The following is a 25,139-nucleotide window of genomic DNA, read 5'->3' as shown; positions in this document are numbered from 1 at the left end:
TCTGAATGCAGTTTTTCGTGATCAATTGCACACTTAGCTAATTTAAAAGCCATTCATTAACAAGTTCGTCACATTAACGCTTGACGAAACATTCGCCGCTTTTATATTGGTTGTATTAAATAAGAAACACAGTTTCATATATGAAACAACGGCCTGGAGGATTGCGATGAGCTGGATAGGCGTATGTGACGCGGAGCAAGTACAAGAAGATTTTCCATATAGCGGCAATATCGACGGTAAGGAGATCGGCATTTATCTGATTGATGGCGAATATTACGCGCTGGAAGACGTTTGCCCTCATGCCTATGCGCTCCTGAGCCAGGGCTTTGTCGAAGATGGCAAAGTGGAATGCCCGCTGCATGAGGCGGTATTCGACGTGAAAACCGGCCAGTGCCTGCATGGCCCCGGCGGTCGCAACCTTAATCGTTACCCGGTGCGGGTATATGACAATCAGATCCAGATTACCTTTATTGAGGAGAACGTGGCATGAGCGAATCCCTGGATTTCAACCCGGCGCTACCGGAAAGCCGCCAGTTTACGCCACCGGCGGAAGGTGGAAACGGCAATATCCATAAGCCCGGCGACTATCCCAATCTGATCTGGCAAACCCGCAGCCGGGTGCCGGAAAACTGGGAACTGCAGCTTATCGCCACTCTGGAAACGCTGTTCGAGCAGGGCGCGGAAAGCCTCGGTGAGCTGGTGAACGGCCTCAATGGCGTCAGGATGCATGACCAGCAGGGCGAACCATGGAGCGAAAGCAGTTTCCAGGCATTCTTACAGGTCAACGGTTACTGAGGATACAGCGATGACGACAACGGTACAAAACTATCTTGATAAAGGGTTGCGCGGTTTGTGGTATCCGGTGCTGGCGAGCTGGGAAGTGCAGTCTGCGCCGGTAGGCATTACCCGTCTCGGCGAGCAGATCGTAGTCTGGCGGAATAAAGATGGCCAGGTGCAGGCCCTGGAAGACCGCTGCCCGCATCGCGGCGCGCGCCTGTCGATGGGCTGGAACTTAGGCGATCGTATCGCCTGCTGGTATCACGGCGTGGAAGTCGCCGGCAACGGCGAAGTCAAAGACGTCCCGGCGGTTGACCGCTGCCCGCTGGTCGGCCAGCAGTGCGTGCGCAGCTACAACGTGCAGGAAGCGCACGGGGCAATCTTCCTGTGGTTCGGCGTCACCGCCGACCAGCAGCCTGATGAACTGAGCTTCCCGGAGGAGCTGGCCGACCACAAAAAATACAGTCACTTCCTGTGCACCGCGGCGTGGAAATGCAACTACCAGTACGCGCTGGAAAACGTGATGGACCCGATGCACGGTACCTATCTGCACTCGTCATCGCACTCGATGGCGGAAGGCGATCGCAAAGCCGATATGGTGCTGCAGCCGACGAAAACCGGCTTTATCTTCGAGAAAAAAGGGCAGAGCGGCGTCAACTTTGACTGGGTTGAACTGGGCAACAGCGGCGCCTACTGGATGCGCCTGTCTATTCCGTACAAAAAGCGTTTCGGGCCGGGCGGCCACTTCTGGATCGTCGGCATGGTGGTTCCGGAAGATAACGACAACTGCCGCGTCTTCTTCTGGCGCATCCGCGGCGTTCAAGGTTGGCAGCGCGATCTGTGGCGCTTTATGTACCGCAACCGTCTGGAAAAACTGCACTGGGAAGTACTGGAGCAGGATCGCGTGGTGCTGGAGAGCCTGGCGCCGAACGCCCGCGATCATGAATACCTTTATCAACATGACGTCGGTTTGTCCCGCCTGCGCCGCATGATGCAGAAAGCGGCGAAAGAGCAGTTAGCGCTCCGCGAAGCGCAGCAGGGTGCCGCCTGATGAACGGCCTGCTAAACGGTAAACGTATTGTCGTCACCGGCGCGGCGCGCGGCCTGGGCTACCACTTTGCCGAAGCCTGCGCCGCGCAGGGCGCGACGGTGGTGATGTGCGACATCCTGCAGGGGGAGCTGGCGGAAAGCGCTCATCGCCTGCAGCAGAAGGGCTATCAGATCGAATCCCACGCCATCGATCTTGCCAGTCAAGCGTCGATCGAGCAGGTCTTCAGCGCCATCGGCGCGCAGGGGCCTGTCGATGGCTTAGTCAATAACGCGGCGATGGCCACCGGCGTTGGCGGTAAAAATATGATCGATTACGATCCGGACCTGTGGGATCGGGTGATGACGGTCAATGTCAAAGGCACCTGGCTGGTGACCCGCGAGGCGGTACCGCTGCTGCGCGAAGGGTCGGCGATCGTCAACGTCGCTTCGGATACCGCGCTGTGGGGCGCGCCGCGGCTGATGGCCTATGTCGCCAGTAAGGGCGCGGTGATTGCGATGACCCGTTCCATGGCCCGCGAGTTGGGTGAAAAGCGGATCCGTATCAACGCCATCGCGCCGGGACTGACCCGCGTTGAGGCCACGGAATACGTTCCCGCCGAGCGTCATCAGCTGTATGAGAACGGCCGCGCGCTCAGCGGCGCGCAGCAGCCGGAAGATGTCACCGGCAGCGTGGTCTGGCTGCTGAGCGATCTTTCGCGCTTTATCACTGGCCAGCTGATCCCGGTCAACGGCGGTTTTGTCTTTAACTAACAAGTGAGGCGGTATGGCGAACGATCAGGAAGTGAAGTACCTGGTACCGGGTCTGGAGCGCGGTTTACAACTGCTGCTGGCGTTTGGCGAACAGCATCGCGATCTGACCTTTGCCGAGCTGCATCGGCTGGTGGATATGCCGAAAGCGACCGCCTATCGCGTGGTGCAGACGCTGGAATATATGGGCTTTCTCGAGCGTAACGCCCGCACCAATACCTTTTCGCTGGGTATGAACGTACTGCGTCTGGGCTTTGAATATATCGCCTCACTGGATGTCGCTCAGGTGGGTCAGCCGGTCATCGAGCAACTGCGCGATATCAGCCAGTGCAGCAGCCATCTGGCGATCCGCGACGGCCGCGACATTATCTACATCGCCCGCGTCAGCGCTGCCGGTTCGCGCATCAACCAGGTCAGCGTCGGAACGCGGCTACCGGTGCACTGCACCTCGCTTGGCCGCATGCTGCTGACCGATGTTTCCCGCAGCGAGTTTGAACAATTGTTCCCGGATGAACGGCTGCCGGGCAATACGCCGGGCCAGTTGCATGACCGCGAAGCGCTGTGGCAGATGGTGCAGCAGGATAAAGCTCGCGGCTACGTGATTGGCGAATCGTTCTACCGCCACGGCATCTCATCGATTGTCTATCCGGTCTTTGACCGCAGCGGCCGGGTGGCGGCGGTCGTCAGCATTCTGGTGCCGTCGGACGAGATCCCGCAAAGCGATCGCGAGCGGTTGCAGAACGACGTCAGTATGGCGGCGGACAAAATTTCCGGCTTCCTCGGATATTTGTCACAGGCAAGTTAAATCAACAAATTAACAGCAGGCGCTTGATTGCGTCGGGCATGTTTTACGCCCAAATTCGGGCGACTGAACGGTAAAGAGGCGACGAATAATGAGTATTACCGGAATTGAAAAGCTGGAATTTGGCGTAGACGACCTGAACCACAGTGCTAAATTCATGCGCGATTTTGGCCTGACCGGCGACGCCAGCGGCCGCGCGTTTACCACCCTCAGCGGCGCGCGGGTCGAACTTAACCCGACCGATGCCGCTGACTTACCGCCAGCCTTTGAGGCGGGCAACACCCTGCGTCGCATGACCTGGGGCGTGGCGGATCGGGCGGCGCTGGATGCGCTGCGCCCGAAGCTGGAACGCCAGCCCGCTTTCCGTGAAATCGACGGCGCGCTGGAGTGTCGCGACCCTAACGGTATGACGCTGCGGGTGCAGGTTAGCCAGCAAACGGCGGTTGAACTGAACGTTGAACCGATCAACCAGTGGGGCGATGTGCGTCGCATCGACACCCCGAGCCCGGTGTACGACCGCGCGCAGCCCATTAATGTCGGCCACGTGGTGTTCTTCGTGGAAGAACTGGCGGCGGTGGAAAGTTTCTATCGCGAAGTACTCGGCTTCCAGGTGTCAGACCGTTACATCAATCGCGCGGTGTTCCTGCGCTGCGGCGTGCGCGGTGGCCACCATAACCTCTTCTTATTGCAATTGCCGAACCGAAAACGGGGGCTTAACCACGTCGCGTTTACCGTGCGGGATATACATGAAGTGATCGGCGGCGGCATTGCGATGAATAAAAACGCCTGGAGCACTTTTATCGGTCCAGGTCGCCATCCGGTCTCCTCAGCCTACTTCTGGTATGTCAACAGCCCGACCGGCGGCGCTTTTGAATACTACACCAACGATGACTATCTGACGGAAAACTGGCAGCCGCGCGAGCTGGAGCATTCACTCGTGTCCTTTACCGAATGGGCGGTGGAAGGCGGTATCGATCACGATACCCGTCGCCAGCAGAAAAAACCGGAGGCGGTATGACGGCGCGGATTGTCATTATCGGCGGCGGCCAGGCTGGCGGCTGGGCGGCGAAAACGCTGCGTGATGAAGGGTTTAGCGGCGAGATTTGCGTGGTTGCCGAAGAGCAATGGGATTTTTACGAGCGCCCGCCGTTGTCGAAGGCGGCGTTGCTGGAGGCCGAACCGGCGCTGCCGCGGTTATTTAGCGCCGAGGCGCAGCAGGCGCTGAACCTACGCTGGTATCGCCCGCTGCGTGCGGATTCGATCGATCGGCAAAATAAAACCCTGGCGCTGAGCAACGGTGAAACGCTGGCATATGACCAACTGTTGATCGCCACCGGCGGCCGGGCGCGGCTGCCGTCCGAGGGCTGGGCGCAGCATCCGCAGGTCTATACTCTGCGTCACTGGCAGGACGCGCAGCGTCTGAAGCAGCGGCTGGCATCGGCAACGCGGCTGGCGATCGTCGGCGGCGGCTGGATTGGCCTCGAAATCGCCGCCTCGGCGCGCAAAAGCGACGTGGCCGTAACCCTTTACGAGCAGCAGCCGGCGCTGTGCATGCGCTCGGTCAGTATGGAGGTCTCGCAGGCGCTGGCGCAACTACATCGCCAGCAGGGCGTTGAGATTCGCGGCGGCTGCGGCGCGCTGGAGCTGGAAGATGATAACGGCCTGCCGACGCTGCACTGCGACGGCCAGCGGGAAACCTTCGATGCGGTAGTGGTGGGGATCGGCGTCGATCTGAATCTCGAACTGGCGCGCGATGCCGGGCTCACTGTCGATCGCGGGATTGCCGTTAATGCCCAGGGGCGCAGTAACGATCCGGCGATTTTCGCCGCTGGCGATGTCGCTCAGCACCATCAGTACGGCCTGTGCATTCAGTCGTGGGCCTTTGCGCAAAATCAGGCCATCGCAACGGCGAAAGCGATGCTCGATCCGCAGGCCAGCGGCTACGACGAGGCGCCCTGGCTGTGGTCGGATCAATACGATCGCAATATCCAGATCCTCGGGATCCCGCAGGCGGGCAGCCGCACCATTGTGCGTGACGAGCCGCAGGGCGCGATCTACTTCTCCCTGAATGCCGATGGACGCTTAACTCAGCTGGTGGCCTTCAATAATGCACGTATCGTGAAGCTGGCGAAGCGCTGGATGGCGGCGGGAAGGGATCTCTCTAACGTCCCGCTCGCTGACCCGACTTTCTCGCTGATGTCATTGCGATAAGTAACGCGAACCCTTAAGGGGGAGAAATGACCACATTAGAGACCAACGCCGCGCCTGCAGAGGCGAGCGGCGAGGGCGTCCGCACGCCTGAAAAAGCAGTTCGTTGGGCCATTCCGCTGTCCCTGCTGGCCTGCGTGCTGCTGGCTTTTTTCGACAAAATCAGTATCGCCGCGCTGTTTTCCGATAGTCACTTCCAGCAGGCGATGGGCATCGATTTCGACACCACCCGGCTGGGCATTCTGATGAGCGCCTTTTTGCTGAGTTACGGCTTCTCGTCAGTGTTATTAAGCGGCCTTGGCGACCGGATTGCGCCGCTGCGTCTGCTGACTGGAATGATGGTGGTGTGGTGCATCCTGATGGTGATCATGGGTTTCACCCACAACTACGCGCTGATGGTGATGCTACGCGTCCTGTTGGGCATCGCCGAAGGGCCGCTGTTCCCGCTGGCGTTTGCCGTGGTGCGCCACACCTTCCCGCAGCGGCTACAGGCCCGCGCCACCATGCTGTGGCTGCTCGGCACGCCGGTTGGCGCAGCGTTGGGATTCCCGCTGTCAATTTGGCTACTTAATACTTTCGGCTGGCAGAGCACATTTTTCGTGATGGCGATGCTGACGGTACCGGTGCTGATTTTTGTGCGCATCGGGCTGCGCGGCGTGCAACTGGAGGCGAGAGCGAGCAGCGATAAAACCTCGCAGGAAGCGCGCCGCAGCGCGCGTCGCGAGCTCTTTGTGAGTCCGCATTTTTGGATGATCTGCATCTTCAACATCGCCTTTCTCGCCTATCTGTGGGGGATCAACGGCTGGCTGCCGGGCTACCTGATTAAAGGCAAAGGCATTCATCTGGAACACGCCGGCTGGCTGTCGTCGATGCCGTTTATCGCCATGTTGCTAGGCGAAATTATCGGCGCCTGGCTGTCCGACCGCGTCGATAGGCGCGCCGCCGCCTGCTTTATTTCCCTGGCAGGCGCGGGTATTGGCCTGGCGGCAGTGATGCATTTCACCACGCCGCTGCCGGTAATCGCGGCGATGAGCTTTAGCACCTTTATGTGGGGCACCGGCGCGCCGAACATTTTCGCCCTACTGGCTAAAGCGACCCATCCACGGGTCAGCGCCACGGCGGGGGGGATTTTCAACGGGCTGGGAAACTTTGCCGGGGCGCTATCGCCGGCGGTGATGGGCGCGCTTATCGCCTTCACCCATAGCATGGATTCCGGGCTGATTTTTCTGGCAGTGATGGCGGCGGTGGGCTGCGCCCTGTTACTGCCGCTGCTGAGACGTTACTGAGGATAAAACGATGACTGATTCAACCGTAACTGCAAAACAGAGTTTGAAACCTGACCATTTGACGATGGAAGAGTGGGTGGAGTCGCGTATCGCGCGCTTCGAAGGCCGTAAATACGACTGGAATGCGCTGAAATTCCAGGCCGATTTCGACCCCAAATATCGCCGCGCGCAGATGCGCTACATCGGCACCGGCGCCACCGGCGTCGCCAGCGATACCAACACCGTTCCGGCGGAGCACTTCACCTTTTCCACCATGGTGTTGCCGTCCAAATGTGAAGGCCCGCTGCATCTGCATGATGACGTAGAAGAGGTGTTCTTCATGCTCAAAGGGCAGATCACCCTGATGATTCAGGATGGCGACAACTATACCGAAACGGTACTGCGCGAACGCGATCTGATCTCGGTGCCGCCCGGAATCTATCGCGGTTTGTTTAACCACGGCGAAGAGGAGGCGCTGATGTGCGTGATGCTGGGCACGCCGAAACCGCATGTTCCGACTTATCCGGAAGATCATCCGCTGTCAAAAGTGAAGCGTAACTAAGGAGCGATGATGACGGGTTTTCGTGAACAAGGATGCGGGGTACCGCTGACGCTGCTGCACGGCATCAGTTCCGGCGCAGCCTCCTGGCATAAACAGATGGCGCTGCCCGGCTACCGCGTCCTGGCCTGGGATATGCCCGGTTATGGCGAAAGCCCGATGCTTGCGGCGGCGCCGGCGGATGCTGGCGATTACGCTGACGCGCTGGCGTTGATGCTGGACCGTGCCGGGGTAGAACAAACCGTACTGGTCGGCCATTCGCTGGGCGCGTTGGTGGCGGCTGCCTTCGCCGTGAAATATCCGCAGCGGGTGCTTTATCTGGTGCTGGCCGACGTCGCGCAGGGCTACGGTCAGGCGGAGGTCGCACAGCGGGAAAACGTCTGGCTAGGGCGTCAGCAGCAGATAGCGCAAGGCGGCGAGGCGATGGCCCAGGGGCGAGCGGCAAAACTTCTGCGCCCTGGCGCGCGCGAAGCTGATGTGGCGACGGTGGCGGCGGGGATGCGCAGGCTACGCCGCGACGGTTATCTCGCCGCGGCCTGGATGCTGGCTCATGACGACATTCACCGTTGGCTCGCCGACTATCGCGGTCGTCTCTCCGTGTGGTGTGGCGAGCAGGATGCCATTACCCAACCGGAGTTAGTGCAGGGAGTGGCGCTGCGTTACGGCGCTCCTTACATCGCTATCCCGCAGGCTGGGCATGCCAGCTATCTCGATAATGAAATCTTTTTTAATCAACAGCTTTTACGCATAGGGGAAGAGGTGCGCGATGAATGCACAAATTGAAGGACGCGTCGCGGTCGTCACCGGCGGTTCGTCAGGAATCGGCTTTGAAACGCTGCGCCTGTTGCTAGGCGAAGGGGCGAAGGTCGCCTTTTGCGGCCGCAACCCGGATCGTCTGGCCAGCGCCTATGCAGCACTGCAAAACGAATATCCAGAAGGCGAGGTGTTCTCCTGGCGCTGTGACGTACTGAACGAAGCGGAAGTTGAGGCGTTCGCCGCCGCGGTCGCCGCGCGTTTCGGCGGCGTCGATATGCTGATTAATAACGCCGGCCAGGGCTATGTCGCCCACTTCGCCGATACGCCACGCGAGGCCTGGCTGCACGAAGCCGAACTGAAACTGTTCGGCGTGATTAACCCGGTAAAGGCCTTTCAGTCGCTGCTTGAGGCGTCGGATATCGCCTCGATTACCTGTGTGAACTCGCTGCTGGCGTTACAGCCGGAAGAGCACATGATCGCCACCTCTGCCGCCCGCGCCGCGCTGCTCAATATGACGCTGACTCTTTCGAAAGAGCTGGTGGATAAAGGCATTCGAGTGAATTCCATTCTGCTGGGGATGGTGGAGTCCGGGCAGTGGCAGCGCCGTTTTGAGAGCCGAAGCGATAAGAGCCAGAGTTGGCAGCAGTGGACCGCCGATATCGCCCGTAAGCGGGGGATCCCGATGGCGCGTCTCGGTAAGCCGCAGGAGCCAGCGCAAGCGCTGCTATTCCTCGCTTCGCCGCTGGCCTCCTTTACCACCGGCGCGGCGCTGGACGTTTCCGGCGGTTTCTGTCGCCATCTGTAAGGAAAGATGATGAAAAAGGTCATGTTAATTGGCTATGGCGCGATGGCCCAGGCGGTGATTGAACGCCTGCCGCCGCAGGTGAGGGTGGAGTGGATCGTGGCGCGCGAATCGCATCACGCAGCGATCTGCCTGCAGTTTGGTCAAACGGTGACGCCGCTTACCGATCCGCTGCAATGCGGTGGGACGCCGGATCTGGTGCTGGAATGCGCCAGTCAGCAGGCGGTCGCGCAGTACGGCGAAGCGGTGCTGGCGCGCGGCTGGCATCTGGCGGTGATCTCGACCGGTGCGTTGGCGGACAGCGAACTGGAACAGCGTTTACGCCAGGCGGGTGGCAAGCTGACGCTGCTGGCTGGCGCGGTGGCCGGAATAGATGGCCTGGCGGCGGCGAAAGAGGGGGGGCTTGAACGAGTGACCTATCGGTCGCGTAAAAGCCCGGCCAGTTGGCGCGGTAGCTATGCTGAACAGCTTATCGACCTCAGCGCGGTCAATGAAGCGCAGATTTTCTTTGAGGGCAGCGCCCGCGAGGCGGCCCGGTTATTCCCTGCGAATGCCAACGTGGCGGCAACCATCGCGCTGGGCGGTATCGGCCTTGACGCGACCCGGGTACAGCTGATGGTCGATCCGGCTACGCAACGCAACACCCATACGCTACACGCCGAAGGATTGTTCGGCGAGTTTCACCTTGAGCTGAGCGGCCTGCCGCTCGCCAGCAATCCGAAAACATCGACCCTCGCGGCACTGAGCGCGGTACGCGCCTGCCGTGAACTGGCATAACGCAGAGAGGCTGAGATGGACGAATTAGACATTTTTATCGGCGGCCAGTGGCGTCGCGGCGGCGGCAATTTGATGCACAGCCAGTTTCCGGCGGATGGCGCTATTAACGCGGCGCTGCATGCGGCAAGCCTCGATGATCTGCAGGAGGCGATCGACTGTGCCGACCGCGCCTGGCGGGAGCCAACGTGGCGGGCGATGCTGCCGCATCAGCGGGCGAAGATCCTGCATAAGGTCGCGGAACTGATAGAGGTGCAACTTGATGAGTTAAGCCAAAAGCAGAGCCGCGATAACGGTAAGCCGCTGGCTGAGGCGCGGGGACTGGTGATGAGCGCGGCGGGGACGGCGCGCTATTTTGCCGCCGCCTGTGAACTGCTGGAGGGCGAGCTGCCGACGCCGCGGCAGGCGGATCTATTGACCCTGAGCCGCTATGAGCCGCTGGGCGTGGTGGCGGCGATCACCCCGTGGAACTCGCCGATCGCCAGCGAAATGCAGAAGGTGGCCCCGGCGATCGCCGCCGGAAATGCGGTGATCCTCAAACCGGCGGAAGCCACGCCGCTGATGGCGCTGGAGCTGGCGAAGATCTTTGAGCAGGCCGGTTTACCCGCCGGACTGCTGAGCGTGCTGCCGGGTAAAGGATCGATTATCGGCGATGCGCTGGCCCGCCATCCTAAGGTGCGCAAAATTTCCTTTACCGGCGGCACCACCACCGGACGTCACCTGGCGCATGTGGCGGCGGAAAAACTGATCCCGGCGTCGCTGGAGCTGGGCGGCAAATCACCGACCATCGTGCTGGAAGATGCCGATATCGAACAGGCGGCGCGGGGCATCTGCTACGGCATTTTCAGCTCCGGCGGCCAGGCCTGTATTGCCGGCTCGCGGCTGTTTGTTCATGACAGAGTGTACCCGCAATTAATGGCCCGCCTGCTGGAGTTAACCCAAGGGCTGCGGGTTGGTCACCCGTTCAACGCTGGCACCCACGTCGGGCCGCTGATCAACGATAAACACCGCCAGAGCGTGCAGGAGTACGTCGAGCTGGCGAAACGCGAAGGCGGCAGGGTGCTATGCGGCGGCGAGATCCCGGCGGATCCGGCGCTGGCGGCAGGCAGCTATTTCCTGCCGACCATCATTGAAGGGCTGAACAATCAGGCCCGCGTTTGCCAGGAAGAGATCTTCGGGCCGGTGCTGGTGGCGATGCGTTTTCGCGATGAAGCGGCGTTAATCCGTGAGGCCAATGATTCGGTCTTTGGGCTGGCGGCGGGGATCTGGACGCGCGATACCGGCCGCGCGCTGCGTCTGAGCGAGCAGCTGGAAGCCGGTACGGTGTGGATCAACACCTACAAAGTTTTCTCCATTTCGACCCCGTTTGGGGGCTTTAAAGAGAGTGGTCTGGGCCGCGAAAAAGGGATCCAGGGGCTGAAAGCCTGGATGCAGCAAAAGAGCATTTATCTGGCGACGGGTAATAGCGTCAACCACTGGTGCGACTGAGAAAGGGTGAGCAATGAGCGAAATGATAACCGTCGGCGATGCCATCGCCAGAACGCTGGAGCAGTATCACGTTGAAGCCATTTATGGCGTCATTTCTATCCATAACCTGCCGATCGCCGACGCCGTCGGCCAGCGGGAAAAAATCCGCTTTGTTCCGGCGCGAGGTGAAGCGGGCTCGGTGACCATGGCTGACGCCCACGGCCGTTTTTCCGGGCTCGGCGTGGCGCTGACCAGTACCGGCGCGGGGGCGGGTAATGCGGTCGGCGCGCTGGTTGAGGCGATGAACGCCGGTACGCCGCTGCTGCACCTGACCGGACAGGTCGAAAAAGCCTGGCTGGACGCCGACACCGGTTTTATTCACGAAACCCGCGATCAGTTGACCTTTCTGAAAGCCAGTTCGAAGCGCGCTTACCGCATTAGCAACGCCAACCAGGCGGTGGCTATCCTGCATAAGGCGATTCAGGAGGCGCAGACGCCGCCGTGCGGCCCGGTCTCGGTGGAGATCCCAATCGACATTCAGAGCGCCAAAATTCCGCCTTCACTGCTGACCGCGCCGCTGAAACGCGCTCCGGCGGTTGAGCCGGAACCGGCGATGGTCGATGCGCTGTGGGCGCAGCTTAAGCAGGCGAAGCGGCCCTTGCTGTGGCTTGGCGGCGGCGCGTTAGAGAGCGGCGAGGCGGTGAAGACGCTGGCGGATGCCGGGGTGACGGTGATCTCCAGCACCCACGGCCGCGGCATTCTGTCGGACAGCCATCGCGCCAGCCTGCGCGCGTTTCATAATTCTCCCTCGGTAGAAGCGCTGATTTCACAATGTGATTTCACACTTGTGGCCGGTTCCCGGCTGCGCAGCAACGAAACGCGCTCGTGGACGCTGGCGCTGCCCACGCCGAGGGTGCAGATTGATATCGACCCGGCGGCGGCCAGCCGTAACTACCTGATGGACAACACGCTGGTGGCGGACTGCCGCGCTTTATTAGACGCGCTGGCGAAGCGGGTACAGGGCCGGATGTGGGGCGATGCGCATTGGGATAGCCAACTTAAAGAGGCGGTAGAGGCGGCGGAGCAGGGGCTGCGCGACCAGTGCGGCGCTTACGCTAAATTGAATGACGCGATTGCGCAGGCGCTGCCCGATGACGGCATTCTGGTGCGCGATATTACCGTTTCCGGCAGCCTGTGGGGCAGCCGTCTGTTCCGCGCTCACGGTCCGCTGATGAATATCCATTCTCTGGCCGGAGCCATCGGTATGGGGCTGCCGATGGCGGTGGGCACCGCGATTGCCAATCCGCAACGGAAAGTGGTCGGCCTGGTTGGCGACGGCGGCCTGAGCCTGAACCTTGGCGAAGTGGCGACTCTGGCGCAGGAGAAGGCCAACGTGACGCTGTTGATTATGAACGACGGCGGCTACGGCGTAATGCGCGGTATTCAGGATAAGTACTTTGGCGGTCGCCAGTATTACAACGAGCTGCACACGCCGGACTTTACCCTGCTGGCGCAGGCGATGGGTCTGCAGGCGTGGAGCGTGGATCGGGCTGAGGATTTTCAGGCGGTGATGACCGAGGCGCTGGCGATGCCGGGGCCATCGGTGGTGGAAGTGAAGATGGGCCAGATTGGCGCGCTGCGCTTTGCCGGCCCGCCGCAGAAGACGCTGTATTAATGATAACCCAGTGACCCCAACCCTCTCCCTTCCGGGGAGAGGGTACCGTACGGCACAGGGGGTTAATCAAGGCGCCGGACGGTTGCTCCTGCGCGCCGGGAGAGGGCCGACCCGCAGGAGAGGGTTCATGACGTGCTTAAAACACGTTAAACGGATATTCGACGTAGAACCGCACTTCATTGCCGCTGACGTTATAGTCGCTGGCGTTGCTGGAAACCCGCAGTACCGAATACCGGAGTCTGAATTTCAAATCTTTCGCCGCCCCGTTTTGCACCTGGTATTGAACCTGATTGAACCATTCGTGTTCTTTGCCGTTGCTGGTCTCTGACGTTTTAATGTTATCCCCGCGCACGTAGGCGGTGGTCCAGGTCAGCCCCGGTAGCCCCAGCCCGGCAAAATCCAGTCCGTACGATGCCTGCCAGGAACGTTCATCTTCCCCGTTAAAATCAGACCAGTAGGAGTTGGCCAGCCAGATGGTGTTCCCGCCATCGCCGACACCGCCCTGGTTCTGGTAGCCGCCATAGTGGTAGCCGGTGCTGCCGCTGCTTTGCTGGTAAGCGACTTTAAAGGTATGAATATCCCAGATATAGCTGGCGGCCAGACTCCAGATGTTGTTACTGCGTCCGGTGTCATTGGCATCGGCATATTCTTGATCCAGACGTGAGTGATAGCCGTTGAAATCGAGAATCAGCTGCTGGCTGGCGGCGAACGGCTGCTTGTAGTTCAGGCCGAGATACTGCTTATTCAGCACGTCCTCGACGTGTGAAGCGTATAGCGCGCCGCTGAGCTGGTCGTTGAATTGATAGCTGGCGCCGCCAAAGGTCAGGCTCTTCAGGCCGCTATTGTGGCTGTCGTCGCTTTTGCGCTGCTGATCGGTGAGATAACCGGCGTTAATGTCCAGACCGTCGATTTCGCGTGAGGTCAGCATGGTGCCGGTATAGCTCTCGTAGAGCAGGCGCGAGTCGTCGGCGTAGACGATGGGCAGCATTGGGCGCTGGCTGCCGTAGCTGAGCACGGTATTCGAAAAGCGCATTTTGCCGGTGGCGCCGAATTTCGCGAGGTCGGATTTTGCCCGGCCGTCGTCATCCTGGGCGAAAAAGTCGATGCCGCCCGCGCCGCTACGGCCGCGGCCGCCGTCGAGACGCACGGCGTACTGGGCGATGCCGTCCACGCCGAAGCCGACCGGCCCCTGGGTAAAGCCGGATGCGAAGGTGGCGATAATTCCCTGGCCCCATTCGGCTTTATCCGGCAGCCCATCGCGATAATCGCGTTTGATATAAGCGTTACGTAAAAAGAGATCCAGATGACTGTCGTCAATAAAGCCCTGGCTGGTCGATTGTTGGCTGGCGAAAGCCGGTGCGGCGGCAATAATGCCAAGTGCGATGAATGGTAATTCTTTTTTCACTGAGGGCACTTCTCTGTCTGTCGATATATTCAAGGGAATCACTGCAATCGCGATATTCTCCTGAAATAATGTCGAAAGCAATCATTGTGTGAGCAATGGTATCGGCAGGAAACAAGCGGTGTGGCGCGCGCTGGCTGCGTTTGGCGAAGAGGGGTGGACTATTTAATATTTGGTCGAACCCGGTTCTGAAAGGCGGATTGCGTACGCCGTTTTTCATTTGCCAAATAATATATTGCTGAGTAACAGCATATAAAATAATTGGCTGCGACGAGGTGCAATCATAATTAACGGTTTGTGCGCTTAAATTATCAATTGATGCGGCTAAATATTTTTACTGGTAGATAAAAAAGGGAGGCAGACATGCCTCCCGCTGGCGGTTATTTAATCCCGTCGGCCTTCATGCGATCGCGAATATGCTGGGCGCGGGCTTCCGATGCCGGGTGATCGTCAAACATGGAGCTCTGACGGCCGGCTTCCAGCTTGGCCAGTTTTTCGAAGCTGGTGGCCAGTCCCGACGGATTGATGCCGCGCTTACGCAGCAGATCGTAAGAGTAGTCGTCCGCTTCCGATTCCTGGCGCTGGGAGAACTGCGAGTTCACCAGTTTTTCACCCAGATCGCCGAGCTGCGACTGGGACAGGCTGCCGACGATGCCGCCGGCGGAGGCCGCCGCCGCGCGCACGGCGTTGGTGCCCAGGGCAACCTGCATCCCTTTCTTCACGTGGCCCAGCGCGACGTGGCCCATTTCGTGGCCGATCACCGCCTCGACTTCATTATCGTTCATCAGATCCATCAGCCCGCTGTAGACGCGGATGCAGCCGTTGGCCATGGCGAAGGCGTTGACATCCTTGGTCTCATAGACCTTGTAGTTCACGGGCTGACCATTGATGTTATCGCCCAGCGCAGCCGCGATTTTGTTCAGCCGCTGGCTGTATTCACTGCTGGCCGGGGCGATTTTCGCTTTGGCGTCCATCTCTTTACAGGCCTGGTCGCTTAAGGTTTTCACCTGCGCGTCGCTGAGGGAGTATGCCTGGAAGGCTTCGGCCCCTGAGCTGAGCAGACCGTTGGAGTCCATGTTCTGACATCCGGTGAGCGTTGCTGCGATCCCAAGAGCAAGTACGGTTGAGCGAATTTTCATTTTTTATCTTCCACAATCTTATGGTTGTTTATCCGACAATACGGCGACGGCAGGGAACCGTATTCTGCGTAAATTATAAAGAGTATCGCAGGATACGGGCGAGCGGATTCCGGCGTAGCACAACCTGTTCCAGAGATTTCTTAAAGGGCAAAAGGATGCTCCATGTACATGACTTGTCGCTTGGGTTACATTGTTCACACTTTTTTCCGGCGTAGCCCAAAACGCGCTCTCGTCAAGTCGTTAAGGGCATGGCCTTCAACAGTCCGAACTGGAGTCAAAATGTCCTCACGTAAAGAGCTTGCTAACGCTATTCGTGCGCTGAGCATGGACGCTGTACAGAAAGCCAAATCCGGCCACCCGGGTGCCCCGATGGGTATGGCTGACATTGCCGAAGTGCTGTGGCGTGATTTCCTGAACCATAACCCGAACAATCCGGCCTGGGCTGACCGTGACCGTTTTGTACTGTCCAATGGCCATGGTTCGATGCTGATTTACAGCCTGCTGCACCTCACTGGCTACGATCTGCCGATTGAAGAGCTGAAAAACTTCCGCCAGCTGCACTCTAAAACGCCGGGCCACCCGGAAGTCGGCTACACCGCGGGCGTGGAAACCACTACCGGTCCGCTGGGCCAGGGTATCGCTAACGCGGTCGGGATGGCTATCGCCGAGAAAACTCTGGCGGCGCAGTTCAACCGTCCGGGGCACGACATCGTCGACCACTACACCTACGCTTTCATGGGCGATGGCTGCATGATGGAAGGCATTTCTCACGAAGTGTGCTCCCTGGCTGGTACCCTGAAGCTGGGCAAACTGGTGGCCTTCTATGATGACAACGGCATCTCCATCGACGGCCACGTTGAAGGCTGGTTCACCGACGATACCGCCAAACGCTTTGAAGCCTACGGCTGGCACGTGGTGCGCGGCGTTGACGGTCACGACGCTGACGCCATCAAACGCGCGGTAGAAGAAGCACGCGCGGTTACCGACAAACCGTCCCTGCTGATGTGCAAAACCATCATCGGTTTCGGTTCGCCGAACAAAGCCGGTACCCACGACTCCCACGGCGCGCCGCTGGGCGACGCCGAAATCGCCCTGACCCGCGAAGCGCTGGGCTGGAAACACGCGCCGTTTGACATCCCGTCTGACATCTATGCGCAGTGGGATGCCAAAGAAGCTGGCCAGGCGAAAGAAGCGGCCTGGAATGAGAAGTTCGCTGCCTACGCCAAAGCTTTCCCGCAGGAAGCCGCCGAATTCACCCGTCGTATGAAAGGCGAGATGCCGTCTGACTTCGACGCGAAAGCCAACGAGTTCATCGCGAAGCTGCAGGCCAACCCGGCGAAAATCGCCAGCCGTAAAGCCTCTCAGAACGCCATCGAAGCGTTCGGTCCGCTGCTGCCGGAATTCCTCGGCGGCTCCGCTGACCTGGCGCCGTCCAACCTGACCCTGTGGTCTGGTTCTAAGCCGATCAACGAAGATACTGCCGGTAACTACATTCACTACGGCGTGCGTGAGTTCGGTATGACCGCTATCGCCAACGGTATCGCGCTGCACGGCGGTTTCCTGCCGTACACCTCCACCTTCCTGATGTTCGTGGAATATGCGCGTAACGCGGTACGTATGGCGGCGCTGATGAAGCAGCGTCAGGTGATGGTCTACACCCATGACTCCATCGGTCTGGGCGAAGATGGCCCGACTCACCAGCCGGTAGAGCAGGTGGCTTCCCTGCGTGTGACCCCGAACATGTCCACCTGGCGTCCGTGTGACCAGGTGGAATCCGCGATTGCGTGGAAATATGGCGTTGAGCGTCAGGACGGCCCGACCGCGCTGATCCTGTCCCGTCAGAACCTGGCGCAGCAGGAGCGTACCGCAGAGCAGCTGGCGAACGTGGCCCGCGGCGGTTACGTGCTGAAAGATTGCGCCGGCCAGCCGGAGCTGATCTTCATCGCCACCGGTTCTGAAGTTGAGCTGGCGGTTGCCGCGTGGGACAAACTGACCGCCGAAGGCGTGAAGGCGCGCGTGGTCTCCATGCCGTCCACCGACGCGTTCGACAAGCAGGATGCGGCTTATCGTGAATCCGTACTGCCGAAAGCCGTGACCGCGCGCGTTGCCGTGGAAGCGGGTATCGCTGACTACTGGTTCAAATATGTTGGCCTGAACGGCGCTATCGTTGGCATGACCACCTTCGGTGAGTCTGCGCCGGCTGAGCAGCTGTTCGAAGAGTTCGGCTTCACCGTCGACAATGTGGTCGCTAAAGCGAAAGCGCTGCTGTAATCGCTGGTACGGTGCGGGCTAATGCCCTCACCCCAACCCTCTCCCACAGGAGAGGGGGGCAAGCACCAAAAACGGTAACCCCTGGGTTACCGTTTTTGCTTTTACCTCGTCACCCGGCTTTTTTGTATCTGCTATTCCTGAACCATGTAATACGGTTGTAAATTATTCCAGCAAAAATGTGATGTGAGTCATATAGCTGGTTTATTGCGCTGGACAAACATTCCTTTTATTCCTCGTTTGGCTTATTCTAGCTGAAGCGTTTCAGTCGTTTAAATGTTCGACAATTAATCAATCAGTCGCAGTTTGCAGCTGGTAAGGTTTCCCTCAGAGCGTAGCTGGATTACTCTGTCAGCCACCTCATCACAGGGACAGCCTTGCAGGAGATCTATGACCATTCGCATCGCGATTAATGGCTTCGGTCGTATTGGACGCAATGTGGTTCGTGCGCTATATGAATCCGGGCGCCGTGCGGAAATCACCGTGGTGGCAATCAATGAGCTGGCGGATGCTGCGGGCATCGCGCATTTGTTGAAATATGACACCAGCCATGGCCGTTTCGCCTGGGATGTTCGTCAGGAGCGCGAGCAGCTGTTTGTTGGCGATGATGCCATCCGTCTGCTGCACGAGCCGACCATTGCGGCGCTGCCCTGGCGCGAGCTGGCGGTAGACGTGGTGCTCGACTGCACCGGCGTTTACGGAAGCCGTGAGCACGGTGAGGCGCACCTGCAGGCTGGGGCGAAGAAAGTGCTCTTCTCCCATCCCGGCGGCAACGACCTCGACGCGACGGTGGTGTACGGCGTCAATCAGGATGAACTCCGCGCCGAGCACCGTATTGTCTCCAACGCCTCCTGTACCACCAACTGCATTATTCCGATCATTAAACTGTTAGATGATGCCTATGGCATCGAGTCCGGCACCGTCACCACCATTCACTCGGCGATGCATGACCAGCAGGTGATTGACGCCTATCATCCGGATCTCCGGCGTACCCGCGCGGCCAGCCAGTCGATCATTCCGGTGGATACCAAACTGGCGGCAGGGATAACCCGTATTTTCCCGCAGTTTAACGACCGTTTTGAAGCGATTGCCGTGCGGGTGCCGACGATAAACGTGACGGCAATTGACCTGAGCGTGACGGTTAAAAAACCGGTAAAAGCATGTGAAGTCAACCAGTTGCTGCAAAAAGCAGCACAAGGTGCATTTCATGGTATAGTTGACTATACGGAATTACCGTTGGTCTCGACAGATTTTAACCACGATCCGCACAGTGCTATTGTTGATGGCACGCAAACCCGGGTCAGTGGCGCGCATCTGATCAAAACGCTGGTCTGGTGCGATAACGAATGGGGCTTTGCTAACCGAATGCTCGACACGACGTTAGCGATGGCGGCTATTGGTTTCAGGTTCGACGCGTAAACGTCGACAAAACTTTATGAATCAACGAGAGGATTCACCATGTCTGTAATTAAGATGACCGATCTGGATCTGGCTGGTAAACGCGTTTTTATCCGTGCGGATCTGAACGTACCAGTTAAAGACGGGAAAGTAACCAGCGACGCGCGTATCCGTGCATCTCTGCCGACCATCGAACTGGCGCTGAAGCAGGGCGCGAAAGTGATGGTAACCTCCCACCTGGGTCGTCCGACCGAAGGCGAGTACAACGAAGAATTCTCTCTGCTGCCGGTTGTTAATTACCTGAAAGACAAACTGTCCAGCCCGGTACGTCTGGTTAAAGACTACCTGGACGGCGTTGAAGTGGCTGCCGGCGAGCTGGTGGTGCTGGAAAACGTTCGCTTTAACAAAGGCGAGAAAAAAGACGACGAAGCGCTGTCTAAAAAATACGCCGCGCTGTGCGACGTGTTCGTGATGGACGCCTTCGGTACCGCGCACCGCGCGCAGGCTTCCACCCACGGTATCGGCAAATTTGCTGACGTGGCGTGCGCAGGCCCGCTGCTGGCCGCTGAACTGGACGCGCTGGGTAAAGCGCTGAAAGAGCCGGCTCGTCCGATGGTCGCTATCGTCGGTGGTTCTAAAGTATCCACTAAGCTGACCGTGCTGGATTCCCTGTCTAAAATCGCTGACCAGCTGATCGTCGGCGGCGGTATCGCTAACACCTTCGTTGCCGCCCAGGGCCACAACGTCGGCAAATCCCTGTACGAAGCGGACCTGGTTGATGAAGCCAAGCGCCTGCTGAGCACCTGCGATATCCCGGTTCCGACTGACGTTCGCGTCGCGACCGAGTTCTCCGAAACCGCAACGGCGACTCTGAAATCTGTTAACGACATCAAAGATGATGAGCAGATCCTGGACCTTGGCGACGTTTCCGCACAGAAACTGGCTGAAATTCTGAAGAACGCCAAAACCATTCTGTGGAACGGCCCGGTTGGCGTATTCGAATTCCCGAACTTCCGTAAAGGGACTGAAATCGTGGCTAACGCTATCGCGGACAGCGAAGGTTTCTCCATCGCCGGCGGCGGTGACACCCTGGCAGCGATCGACCTGTTCGGCATCGCTGACAAAATTTCCTACATCTCCACTGGCGGCGGCGCGTTCCTTGAATTCGTCGAAGGCAAAGTCCTGCCGGCAGTAGCGATGCTCGAAGAGCGCGCTAAGCAGTAATTCAGTTCAGGCGGGGAAACCCGCCTGTTTTTCAGCGCGCTTAAGGGCTCGCGAACCTTCTTCAACGGTCGAAGATACAGATACAGGACTAAGTAACATGTCTAAAATTTTTGATTTCGTAAAACCGGGCGTCATCACTGGCGACGACGTTCAGAAAGTGTTCCAGGTAGCGAAAGAAAACAACTTTGCACTGCCAGCGGTAAACTGCGTAGGGACTGACTCCATCAACGCCGTTCTGGAAGCTGCTGCGAAAGTACGCTCTCCGGTTATCGTTCAGTTCTCTAACGGCGGCGCAGCGTTCATCGCAGGTAAAGGCGTGAAAACTGACGTTCCTCAGGGTGCTGCTATCCTCGGCGCTATCTCTGGCGCGCACCACGTGCACCAGATGGCTGAGCACTACGGCGTGCCGGTTATCCTGCACACTGACCACTGCGCGAAGAAACTGCTGCCGTGGATCGACGGCCTGCTGGACGCGGGTGAAAAACACTTCGCCGCTACCGGCAAACCGCTGTTCTCTTCTCACATGATCGACCTGTCTGAAGAGTCCCTGCACGAAAACATCGAAATCTGCTCTAAATACCTGGCGCGCATGGCCAAAATGGACATGACCCTGGAAATCGAACTGGGTTGCACCGGTGGCGAAGAAGACGGCGTGGACAACAGCCACATGGACGCTTCCGCCCTGTACACCCAGCCGGAAGACGTGGATTACGCGTACACCGAGCTGAGCAAAATCAGCCCGCGCTTCACCATCGCCGCTTCCTTCGGTAACGTACACGGCGTGTACAAACCGGGTAACGTCGTTCTGACCCCGACTATCCTGCGCGATTCTCAGGAATATGTTTCCAAGAAACACAACCTGCCGCACAACAGCCTGAACTTCGTCTTCCACGGCGGTTCCGGTTCTTCCGCTCAGGAAATCAAAGACTCCGTCAGCTACGGCGTAGTGAAAATGAACATCGATACCGACACCCAGTGGGCAACCTGGGACGGTATCCTGCAGTACTACAAAGCGAACGAAGCTTACCTGCAGGGCCAGCTGGGCAACCCGAAAGGCGAAGACCAGCCGAACAAGAAATACTACGACCCGCGCGTATGGCTGCGTGCTGCACAGACTTCCATGGTGACTCGTCTGGAGCAGGCATTTAAAGAGCTGAACGCGATCGACGTTCTGTAAGAAAAATCTGTTTCTTACCCCGAAGCCCGCAGCAATGCGGGCTTTTTTATTATCTTAACAACAGGATAGCGCGGCAGAAAACTGTGATCCATTTGGCAAAACGTGCACTTATTGTTTACCCTATAACCTGACTGCCCTGTCGCAGGCTGAGTTATTTACTTCCCCCTGGGGGATTCATAAGGAATGTTAAATGGAAGATTTGAACGTTGTCGATAGCATCAACCACGCCGGGACGTGGCTGGCACGCAACCAGGAGCTGCTGCTGAGCTATGCCGTCAACATCGTCGCGGCTATCGCTATCCTGATCGTCGGGATGATCGTGGCGCGCGTCGTCTCTAATACCGTCAACCGCCTGATGCTGGCGCGTAAAATTGACGCCACCGTTGCCGATTTCCTCTCCGCGCTGGTGCGCTATGCGGTTATCGCCTTTACGCTGATTGCCGCCCTGGGACGCGTGGGCGTGCAGACCGCCTCGGTCATTGCGGTGCTGGGCGCCGCGGGTTTAGCCGTCGGTCTGGCGCTGCAGGGATCACTGTCTAACCTCGCGGCTGGCGTACTGCTGGTGATGTTCCGCCCTTTCCGCGCCGGCGAGTATGTCGACCTTGGCGGTGTAGCGGGTACGGTGCTTAACGTACAGATTTTCTCCACTACCCTGCGTACCGCCGACGGTAAAGTGGTGGTGGTGCCGAACGGCAAAATCATCGCCGGCAACATCATTAACTTCTCCCGTGAACCGGCGCGCCGCAATGAGTTTATTATCGGCGTCTCTTACGATGCCGATATCGACAAGGTGAAGCAGCTCCTGACCTCGATTATCGAATCTGACGATCGTATTCTGCGCGATCGGGAAATGACGGTTCGCCTGAACGAACTCGGCGCCTCGTCGGTGAACTTCGTGGTGCGCGTCTGGAGCAAAAGCAGCGATCTGCAAAACGTCTACTGGGATATCCTCGAGCGCATCAAGCGTGAATTTGACGCCAACGGCATCAGCTTCCCTTATCCGCAGATGGATGTTCATGTGGTGCGTCTGCCGGAAAAAGCCGAGTAAACCGCCACTCAGTGACTCAGGCCGGCGATGCCGGCCTTTTTTAATGGCTCATTATTAGTTTTGCTTATTAACGATTAATACTTTCAATTTCCGCTAATAATTTATTCGCGTTATAGTCAGCGCCACTCTCGAACACAGCGGAAAAATCCTCATGTTTACCTATTACTTTCAGGGGCTTGCCCTGGGGGCGGCAATGATTTTGCCGCTTGGCCCCCAAAATGCTTTCGTGATGAACCAGGGGATCCGTCGTCAGTATCACCTGATGATTGCCTTGCTGTGCGCCGTCAGCGACTTGCTGCTGATCTGCGCCGGCATTTTTGGCGGCAGCGCGCTGCTGATGCAGTCCCCCTGGCTACTGGCGCTCGTGACCTGGGGCGGCGTGGCCTTTTTACTGTGGTACGGCTTTGGCGCATTGAAAACAGCGTTCAGCCAGAATCTTGAGCTCGCCAGCGCCGAGGTGATGCAGCAGGGGCGCTGGAAAATCATTATCACTATGCTGGCGGTCACCTGGCTGAATCCGCACGTTTATCTGGATACCTTTGTGGTGTTGGGCAGCCTGGGAGGCCAGCTGGCGATGGAGCCGAAGCGCTGGTTTGCGCTGGGAACCATTAGCGCCTCTTTCCTGTGGTTCTTTGGTCTGGCACTGTTGGCCGCCTGGCTGGCGCCGCGGCTGCGTACCGCCAGAGCCCAGCGGATCATCAACATTGTGGTCGGCGCCGTCATGTGGTTTATTGCGTTTCAGCTGGCAAAAGAGGGCGTCGGCCATATCCAGGCGTTGCTCAACTAAGCGTTGTCCGATGGACTTTCCCGCTGTACGCGCTAAGCTTGCTGGCATGCGTCCCGTAAGGGCGATTTAAGTAACATGGAGAAACGACAGTGAAGTTAAAAGTCTTAGCCCTGGCGGCAACACTCGGATTTAGCACGATGGCGGCACAGGCCAGCGAATTGCCGGACGGTCCGCATATTGTGACTTCAGGCACAGCAAGCGTTGCTGCGGTTCCGGATATCGCCACCCTGGCGATCGAAGTGAACGTGGCGGCAAAAGATGCCGCATCGGCAAAAAAACAGGCTGACGATCGCGTTGCGCAATACCTCTCTTTCCTCGAAAAGAGCGGCATTGCGAAAAAAGACATCAACTCGGCGAATCTGCGCACCCAACCTGATTACGACTATCAGAACGGGAAAAGCATTCTCAAAGGCTATCGCGCGGTGCGCACTGTCGAAGTGACCTTGCGCCAGCTGGATAAACTCAACGGTCTGCTGGACGGCGCCCTGAAAGCCGGTCTGAACGAAATTCGCTCCGTCTCGCTGGGCGTTGCGCAACCGGACGCCTACAAAGATAAAGCGCGTAAAGCGGCGATCGACGACGCCGTGCATCAGGCGCAGGAGCTGGCCGCAGGTTTCCACAGCAAGCTGGGTCCGGTGTACAGCGTGCGCTACCACGTCTCTAATTATCAGCCGAGCCCGATGGTTCGCATGATGAAGGCCGCTGACGCTGCGCCGGTTTCCGCCCAGGAAACCTACGAGCAGGCCACAATCCAGTTTGACGACCAGGTCGACGTCGTGTTTGAACTGCAGCCGGCGCAGGCTGCGGCCCCGGCCACGCCGGCGAAACCGGCTGAAGCGCCGAAACCGGCCCAGTAAGCGATAGAAACAAAAAAGCCACTTCAGCGAAGTGGCTTTTTTTATGCCCGCGGCTTAATCCTGACGCAGCACCTTGTGGCCGTAGTCGATGAGCGCATCGGTCACCCGGCGCATCATGCGGCTTTCCGGGGCAAAGCGGTGCCAGTAAAGCATACGGCGCTGAAACAGGCCGGGAGTGAGGTCGATAAGCTCGCCGCTGTTGAGCTCTTTTTCGATCTGCAGATGGGGGATCATGCAGCAGGTGGTGCCCTGGCGCGCCAGCTGGACGAAGGCTTCCGACGAGTTGACGATATGGCAGGGGACGCTACCCGGCGGCAGGTCGAAGTTTTGCTGCAGAAATGCCTGATGCATATCATCCAGATGATCGAAAGCGACGACCGGCGCTTTCAGCAGCGCCGAGCGCGTTACGCCGTTGGGGAAATAGCGTTGCGCAAACTCTTTTGAGGCGACAAACAGGTAATCGAGCGCGCCGAGCTGATCCACCAGGCAGCTTGGCAGCGCCTGTGGCTGGATACTTACCGCGCCGACCACTTCGCCACGGCGCAGGCGTTCCTGGGTGCGGGTTTCATCTTCCACCTGCAGGTTGAGACGAATAGGGGAGTCCGACAGCACATTAGCCAGCGCCGGCAGCAGCCAGGTCGCCAGACTGTCGGCGTTCACCGCCAGCGACAGCAGCAGCGGCGTGGAGCCAGTCTGCTCGTCCCCCAGCCACTCTTCCTCCAGCAGTTCAACCTGGCGCAACAGCGCCAGCAATTTTTGCCCTTGCTCGGTTGGGCGCGGCGGCACGGTACGTACCAGCAGCGGCTGGCCGAACATATTTTCCAGTTGCTTAATACGCTGTGAGACGGCGGACTGGGTAATACATAGCTTCTGCGCGGCGCGCTCAAATCCTCGTTCTCTAATCACCGCGTCCAGCGCTTGTAGTGTCCTGTAGTCCGGTCGTTTCATTATTCTGGC

Annotated in this window: 24 protein-coding genes; 21 read left to right on the top strand and 3 right to left on the bottom strand. The window is 58.7% G+C overall.

The annotated features are described in order from the left end of the window. The first annotated feature begins 166 nt into the window (after nt 1-166). From GQR96_RS20915 to GQR96_RS20850, 14 genes are all read left to right on the top strand, one after another. Nucleotides 167-490, top strand: a complete 324-nt coding sequence (locus tag GQR96_RS20915; protein WP_004151769.1) for a Rieske (2Fe-2S) protein — start codon at nt 167-169, stop codon at nt 488-490. Next, nucleotides 487-795, top strand: a complete 309-nt coding sequence (locus GQR96_RS20910; RefSeq protein WP_017899772.1) for a recombinase-like helix-turn-helix domain-containing protein — start codon at nt 487-489, stop codon at nt 793-795. Before GQR96_RS20915 ends, GQR96_RS20910 begins: the two co-directional genes overlap by 4 nt. Before the next feature lie 10 nt (nt 796-805). After that, nucleotides 806-1,828 (top strand): aromatic ring-hydroxylating oxygenase subunit alpha, encoded by a 1,023-nt coding sequence (locus GQR96_RS20905; protein ID WP_004205160.1) that lies wholly within the window; start codon nt 806-808, stop codon nt 1,826-1,828. Beyond that, entirely contained in the window at nt 1,828-2,577 is a 750-nt protein-coding gene (locus GQR96_RS20900; protein ID WP_057212961.1) for an SDR family oxidoreductase, read from the top strand. Before GQR96_RS20905 ends, GQR96_RS20900 begins: the two co-directional genes overlap by 1 nt. 13 nt (nt 2,578-2,590) lie before the next feature. Continuing rightward, complete coding sequence (locus tag GQR96_RS20895) at nt 2,591-3,379, top strand: IclR family transcriptional regulator (RefSeq protein WP_004205158.1); 789 nt, start codon at nt 2,591-2,593, stop codon at nt 3,377-3,379. Nucleotides 3,380-3,467: 88 nt separating this feature from the next. Continuing rightward, complete coding sequence (locus GQR96_RS20890; RefSeq protein WP_009308624.1) at nt 3,468-4,394, top strand: VOC family protein; 927 nt, start codon at nt 3,468-3,470, stop codon at nt 4,392-4,394. Beyond that, nucleotides 4,391-5,587: an NAD(P)/FAD-dependent oxidoreductase gene (locus GQR96_RS20885; protein ID WP_069734283.1), complete on the top strand. Its 1,197-nt coding sequence runs from the start codon at nt 4,391-4,393 to the stop codon at nt 5,585-5,587. Before GQR96_RS20890 ends, GQR96_RS20885 begins: the two co-directional genes overlap by 4 nt. 26 nt (nt 5,588-5,613) lie before the next feature. After that, entirely contained in the window at nt 5,614-6,870 is a 1,257-nt protein-coding gene (locus tag GQR96_RS20880; protein WP_004205154.1) for an MFS transporter, read from the top strand. Between the two features lie 10 nt (nt 6,871-6,880). Then, entirely contained in the window at nt 6,881-7,411 is a 531-nt protein-coding gene (locus GQR96_RS20875) for a cupin domain-containing protein (RefSeq protein WP_025999198.1), read from the top strand. A gap of 9 nt (nt 7,412-7,420) precedes the next feature. Next, the gene (locus tag GQR96_RS20870; protein ID WP_064795032.1) at nt 7,421-8,191 is read left to right on the top strand and encodes an alpha/beta fold hydrolase; all 771 of its coding nucleotides are present in this window, start codon (nt 7,421-7,423) and stop codon (nt 8,189-8,191) included. Continuing rightward, nucleotides 8,175-8,969 (top strand): SDR family oxidoreductase, encoded by a 795-nt coding sequence (locus GQR96_RS20865; protein WP_017899777.1) that lies wholly within the window; start codon nt 8,175-8,177, stop codon nt 8,967-8,969. Before GQR96_RS20870 ends, GQR96_RS20865 begins: the two co-directional genes overlap by 17 nt. Nucleotides 8,970-8,978: 9 nt before the next feature. Next, nucleotides 8,979-9,743, top strand: coding sequence for an aspartate dehydrogenase (locus GQR96_RS20860; RefSeq protein WP_017899778.1), 765 nt, complete (start codon nt 8,979-8,981; stop codon nt 9,741-9,743). 15 nt (nt 9,744-9,758) lie between these two features. Next, a complete protein-coding gene (locus tag GQR96_RS20855; RefSeq protein ID WP_004205148.1) occupies nt 9,759-11,228 on the top strand; it encodes an aldehyde dehydrogenase in 1,470 nt (489 codons plus the stop codon). Nucleotides 11,229-11,241: 13 nt separating this feature from the next. Further along, a complete protein-coding gene (locus GQR96_RS20850; protein WP_069135643.1) occupies nt 11,242-12,882 on the top strand; it encodes a thiamine pyrophosphate-binding protein in 1,641 nt (546 codons plus the stop codon). Between the two features lie 136 nt (nt 12,883-13,018). Here GQR96_RS20850 and GQR96_RS20845 read toward each other — a convergent pair whose 3' ends face one another. Both GQR96_RS20845 and GQR96_RS20840 read right to left on the bottom strand, forming a co-directional pair. After that, nucleotides 13,019-14,287 (bottom strand): OprD family outer membrane porin, encoded by a 1,269-nt coding sequence (locus tag GQR96_RS20845; protein ID WP_048295584.1) that lies wholly within the window; start codon nt 14,285-14,287, stop codon nt 13,019-13,021. Nucleotides 14,288-14,664: 377 nt separating this feature from the next. Continuing rightward, nucleotides 14,665-15,423 carry a metalloprotease LoiP gene (locus GQR96_RS20840; protein ID WP_017899781.1) on the bottom strand — a complete coding sequence of 253 codons (759 nt, stop codon included), beginning with the start codon at nt 15,421-15,423 and terminating at the stop codon, nt 14,665-14,667. A 279-nt stretch (nt 15,424-15,702) separates the two neighbouring features. Here GQR96_RS20840 and tkt point away from each other — a divergent pair, with 279 nt between their 5' ends. The 7 genes from tkt to GQR96_RS20805 all read left to right on the top strand — a co-directional run bounded on the left by tkt (nt 15,703) and on the right by GQR96_RS20805 (nt 24,182). Continuing rightward, a complete protein-coding gene (gene tkt, locus GQR96_RS20835; RefSeq protein ID WP_017899782.1) occupies nt 15,703-17,694 on the top strand; it encodes a transketolase in 1,992 nt (663 codons plus the stop codon). A 387-nt stretch (nt 17,695-18,081) separates the two neighbouring features. After that, complete coding sequence (epd, locus tag GQR96_RS20830; RefSeq protein ID WP_004205289.1) at nt 18,082-19,110, top strand: erythrose-4-phosphate dehydrogenase; 1,029 nt, start codon at nt 18,082-18,084, stop codon at nt 19,108-19,110. A 39-nt stretch (nt 19,111-19,149) separates the two neighbouring features. Then, a complete protein-coding gene (gene pgk, locus GQR96_RS20825) occupies nt 19,150-20,313 on the top strand; it encodes a phosphoglycerate kinase (RefSeq protein WP_017899784.1) in 1,164 nt (387 codons plus the stop codon). A gap of 97 nt (nt 20,314-20,410) precedes the next feature. Beyond that, nucleotides 20,411-21,490, top strand: a complete 1,080-nt coding sequence (gene fbaA / locus GQR96_RS20820; protein WP_004205292.1) for a class II fructose-bisphosphate aldolase — start codon at nt 20,411-20,413, stop codon at nt 21,488-21,490. A gap of 190 nt (nt 21,491-21,680) precedes the next feature. Further along, a complete protein-coding gene (locus GQR96_RS20815) occupies nt 21,681-22,538 on the top strand; it encodes a small-conductance mechanosensitive channel MscS (protein ID WP_017899785.1) in 858 nt (285 codons plus the stop codon). Between the two features lie 151 nt (nt 22,539-22,689). Beyond that, complete coding sequence (gene argO / locus GQR96_RS20810) at nt 22,690-23,325, top strand: arginine exporter ArgO (protein WP_004205294.1); 636 nt, start codon at nt 22,690-22,692, stop codon at nt 23,323-23,325. Nucleotides 23,326-23,414: 89 nt separating this feature from the next. After that, a complete protein-coding gene (locus GQR96_RS20805) occupies nt 23,415-24,182 on the top strand; it encodes an oxidative stress defense protein (protein WP_004205295.1) in 768 nt (255 codons plus the stop codon). Between the two features lie 54 nt (nt 24,183-24,236). On the opposite strand, the gene argP is transcribed toward GQR96_RS20805, so the two are convergent. Further along, nucleotides 24,237-25,130 carry a DNA-binding transcriptional regulator ArgP gene (gene argP, locus GQR96_RS20800; protein WP_002916497.1) on the bottom strand — a complete coding sequence of 298 codons (894 nt, stop codon included), beginning with the start codon at nt 25,128-25,130 and terminating at the stop codon, nt 24,237-24,239. Between the last annotated feature and the right edge of the window lie 9 nt (nt 25,131-25,139).

Origin of the sequence: Klebsiella sp. PCX (assembly GCF_021869705.1) — a bacterium.
GTDB classification, from domain to species: Bacteria; Pseudomonadota; Gammaproteobacteria; order Enterobacterales; family Enterobacteriaceae; genus Klebsiella; species Klebsiella quasipneumoniae.
This window is presented reverse-complemented; position numbering and strand designations above follow the sequence as displayed.

Excerpts from the sequence above, each read along its gene's own strand:
- GQR96_RS20915 (WP_004151769.1), top strand. The coding sequence starts at position 167 with ATGAGCTGGATAGGCGTATGTGACGCGGAGCAAGTACAAGAAGATTTT.
- GQR96_RS20910 (WP_017899772.1), top strand. The coding sequence starts at position 487 with ATGAGCGAATCCCTGGATTTCAACCCGGCGCTACCGGAAAGCCGCCAG.
- GQR96_RS20905 (WP_004205160.1), top strand. The coding sequence starts at position 806 with ATGACGACAACGGTACAAAACTATCTTGATAAAGGGTTGCGCGGTTTG.
- GQR96_RS20900 (WP_057212961.1), top strand. The coding sequence starts at position 1,828 with ATGAACGGCCTGCTAAACGGTAAACGTATTGTCGTCACCGGCGCGGCG.
- GQR96_RS20895 (WP_004205158.1), top strand. The coding sequence starts at position 2,591 with ATGGCGAACGATCAGGAAGTGAAGTACCTGGTACCGGGTCTGGAGCGC.
- GQR96_RS20890 (WP_009308624.1), top strand. The coding sequence starts at position 3,468 with ATGAGTATTACCGGAATTGAAAAGCTGGAATTTGGCGTAGACGACCTG.
- GQR96_RS20885 (WP_069734283.1), top strand. The coding sequence starts at position 4,391 with ATGACGGCGCGGATTGTCATTATCGGCGGCGGCCAGGCTGGCGGCTGG.
- GQR96_RS20880 (WP_004205154.1), top strand. The coding sequence starts at position 5,614 with ATGACCACATTAGAGACCAACGCCGCGCCTGCAGAGGCGAGCGGCGAG.
- GQR96_RS20875 (WP_025999198.1), top strand. The coding sequence starts at position 6,881 with ATGACTGATTCAACCGTAACTGCAAAACAGAGTTTGAAACCTGACCAT.
- GQR96_RS20870 (WP_064795032.1), top strand. The coding sequence starts at position 7,421 with ATGACGGGTTTTCGTGAACAAGGATGCGGGGTACCGCTGACGCTGCTG.
- GQR96_RS20865 (WP_017899777.1), top strand. The coding sequence starts at position 8,175 with ATGAATGCACAAATTGAAGGACGCGTCGCGGTCGTCACCGGCGGTTCG.
- GQR96_RS20860 (WP_017899778.1), top strand. The coding sequence starts at position 8,979 with ATGAAAAAGGTCATGTTAATTGGCTATGGCGCGATGGCCCAGGCGGTG.
- GQR96_RS20855 (WP_004205148.1), top strand. The coding sequence starts at position 9,759 with ATGGACGAATTAGACATTTTTATCGGCGGCCAGTGGCGTCGCGGCGGC.
- GQR96_RS20850 (WP_069135643.1), top strand. The coding sequence starts at position 11,242 with ATGAGCGAAATGATAACCGTCGGCGATGCCATCGCCAGAACGCTGGAG.
- GQR96_RS20840 (WP_017899781.1), bottom strand. The coding sequence starts at position 15,423 with ATGAAAATTCGCTCAACCGTACTTGCTCTTGGGATCGCAGCAACGCTC.
- tkt (WP_017899782.1), top strand. The coding sequence starts at position 15,703 with ATGTCCTCACGTAAAGAGCTTGCTAACGCTATTCGTGCGCTGAGCATG.
- epd (WP_004205289.1), top strand. The coding sequence starts at position 18,082 with ATGACCATTCGCATCGCGATTAATGGCTTCGGTCGTATTGGACGCAAT.
- pgk (WP_017899784.1), top strand. The coding sequence starts at position 19,150 with ATGTCTGTAATTAAGATGACCGATCTGGATCTGGCTGGTAAACGCGTT.
- fbaA (WP_004205292.1), top strand. The coding sequence starts at position 20,411 with ATGTCTAAAATTTTTGATTTCGTAAAACCGGGCGTCATCACTGGCGAC.
- GQR96_RS20815 (WP_017899785.1), top strand. The coding sequence starts at position 21,681 with ATGGAAGATTTGAACGTTGTCGATAGCATCAACCACGCCGGGACGTGG.
- argO (WP_004205294.1), top strand. The coding sequence starts at position 22,690 with ATGTTTACCTATTACTTTCAGGGGCTTGCCCTGGGGGCGGCAATGATT.
- argP (WP_002916497.1), bottom strand. The coding sequence starts at position 25,130 with ATGAAACGACCGGACTACAGGACACTACAAGCGCTGGACGCGGTGATT.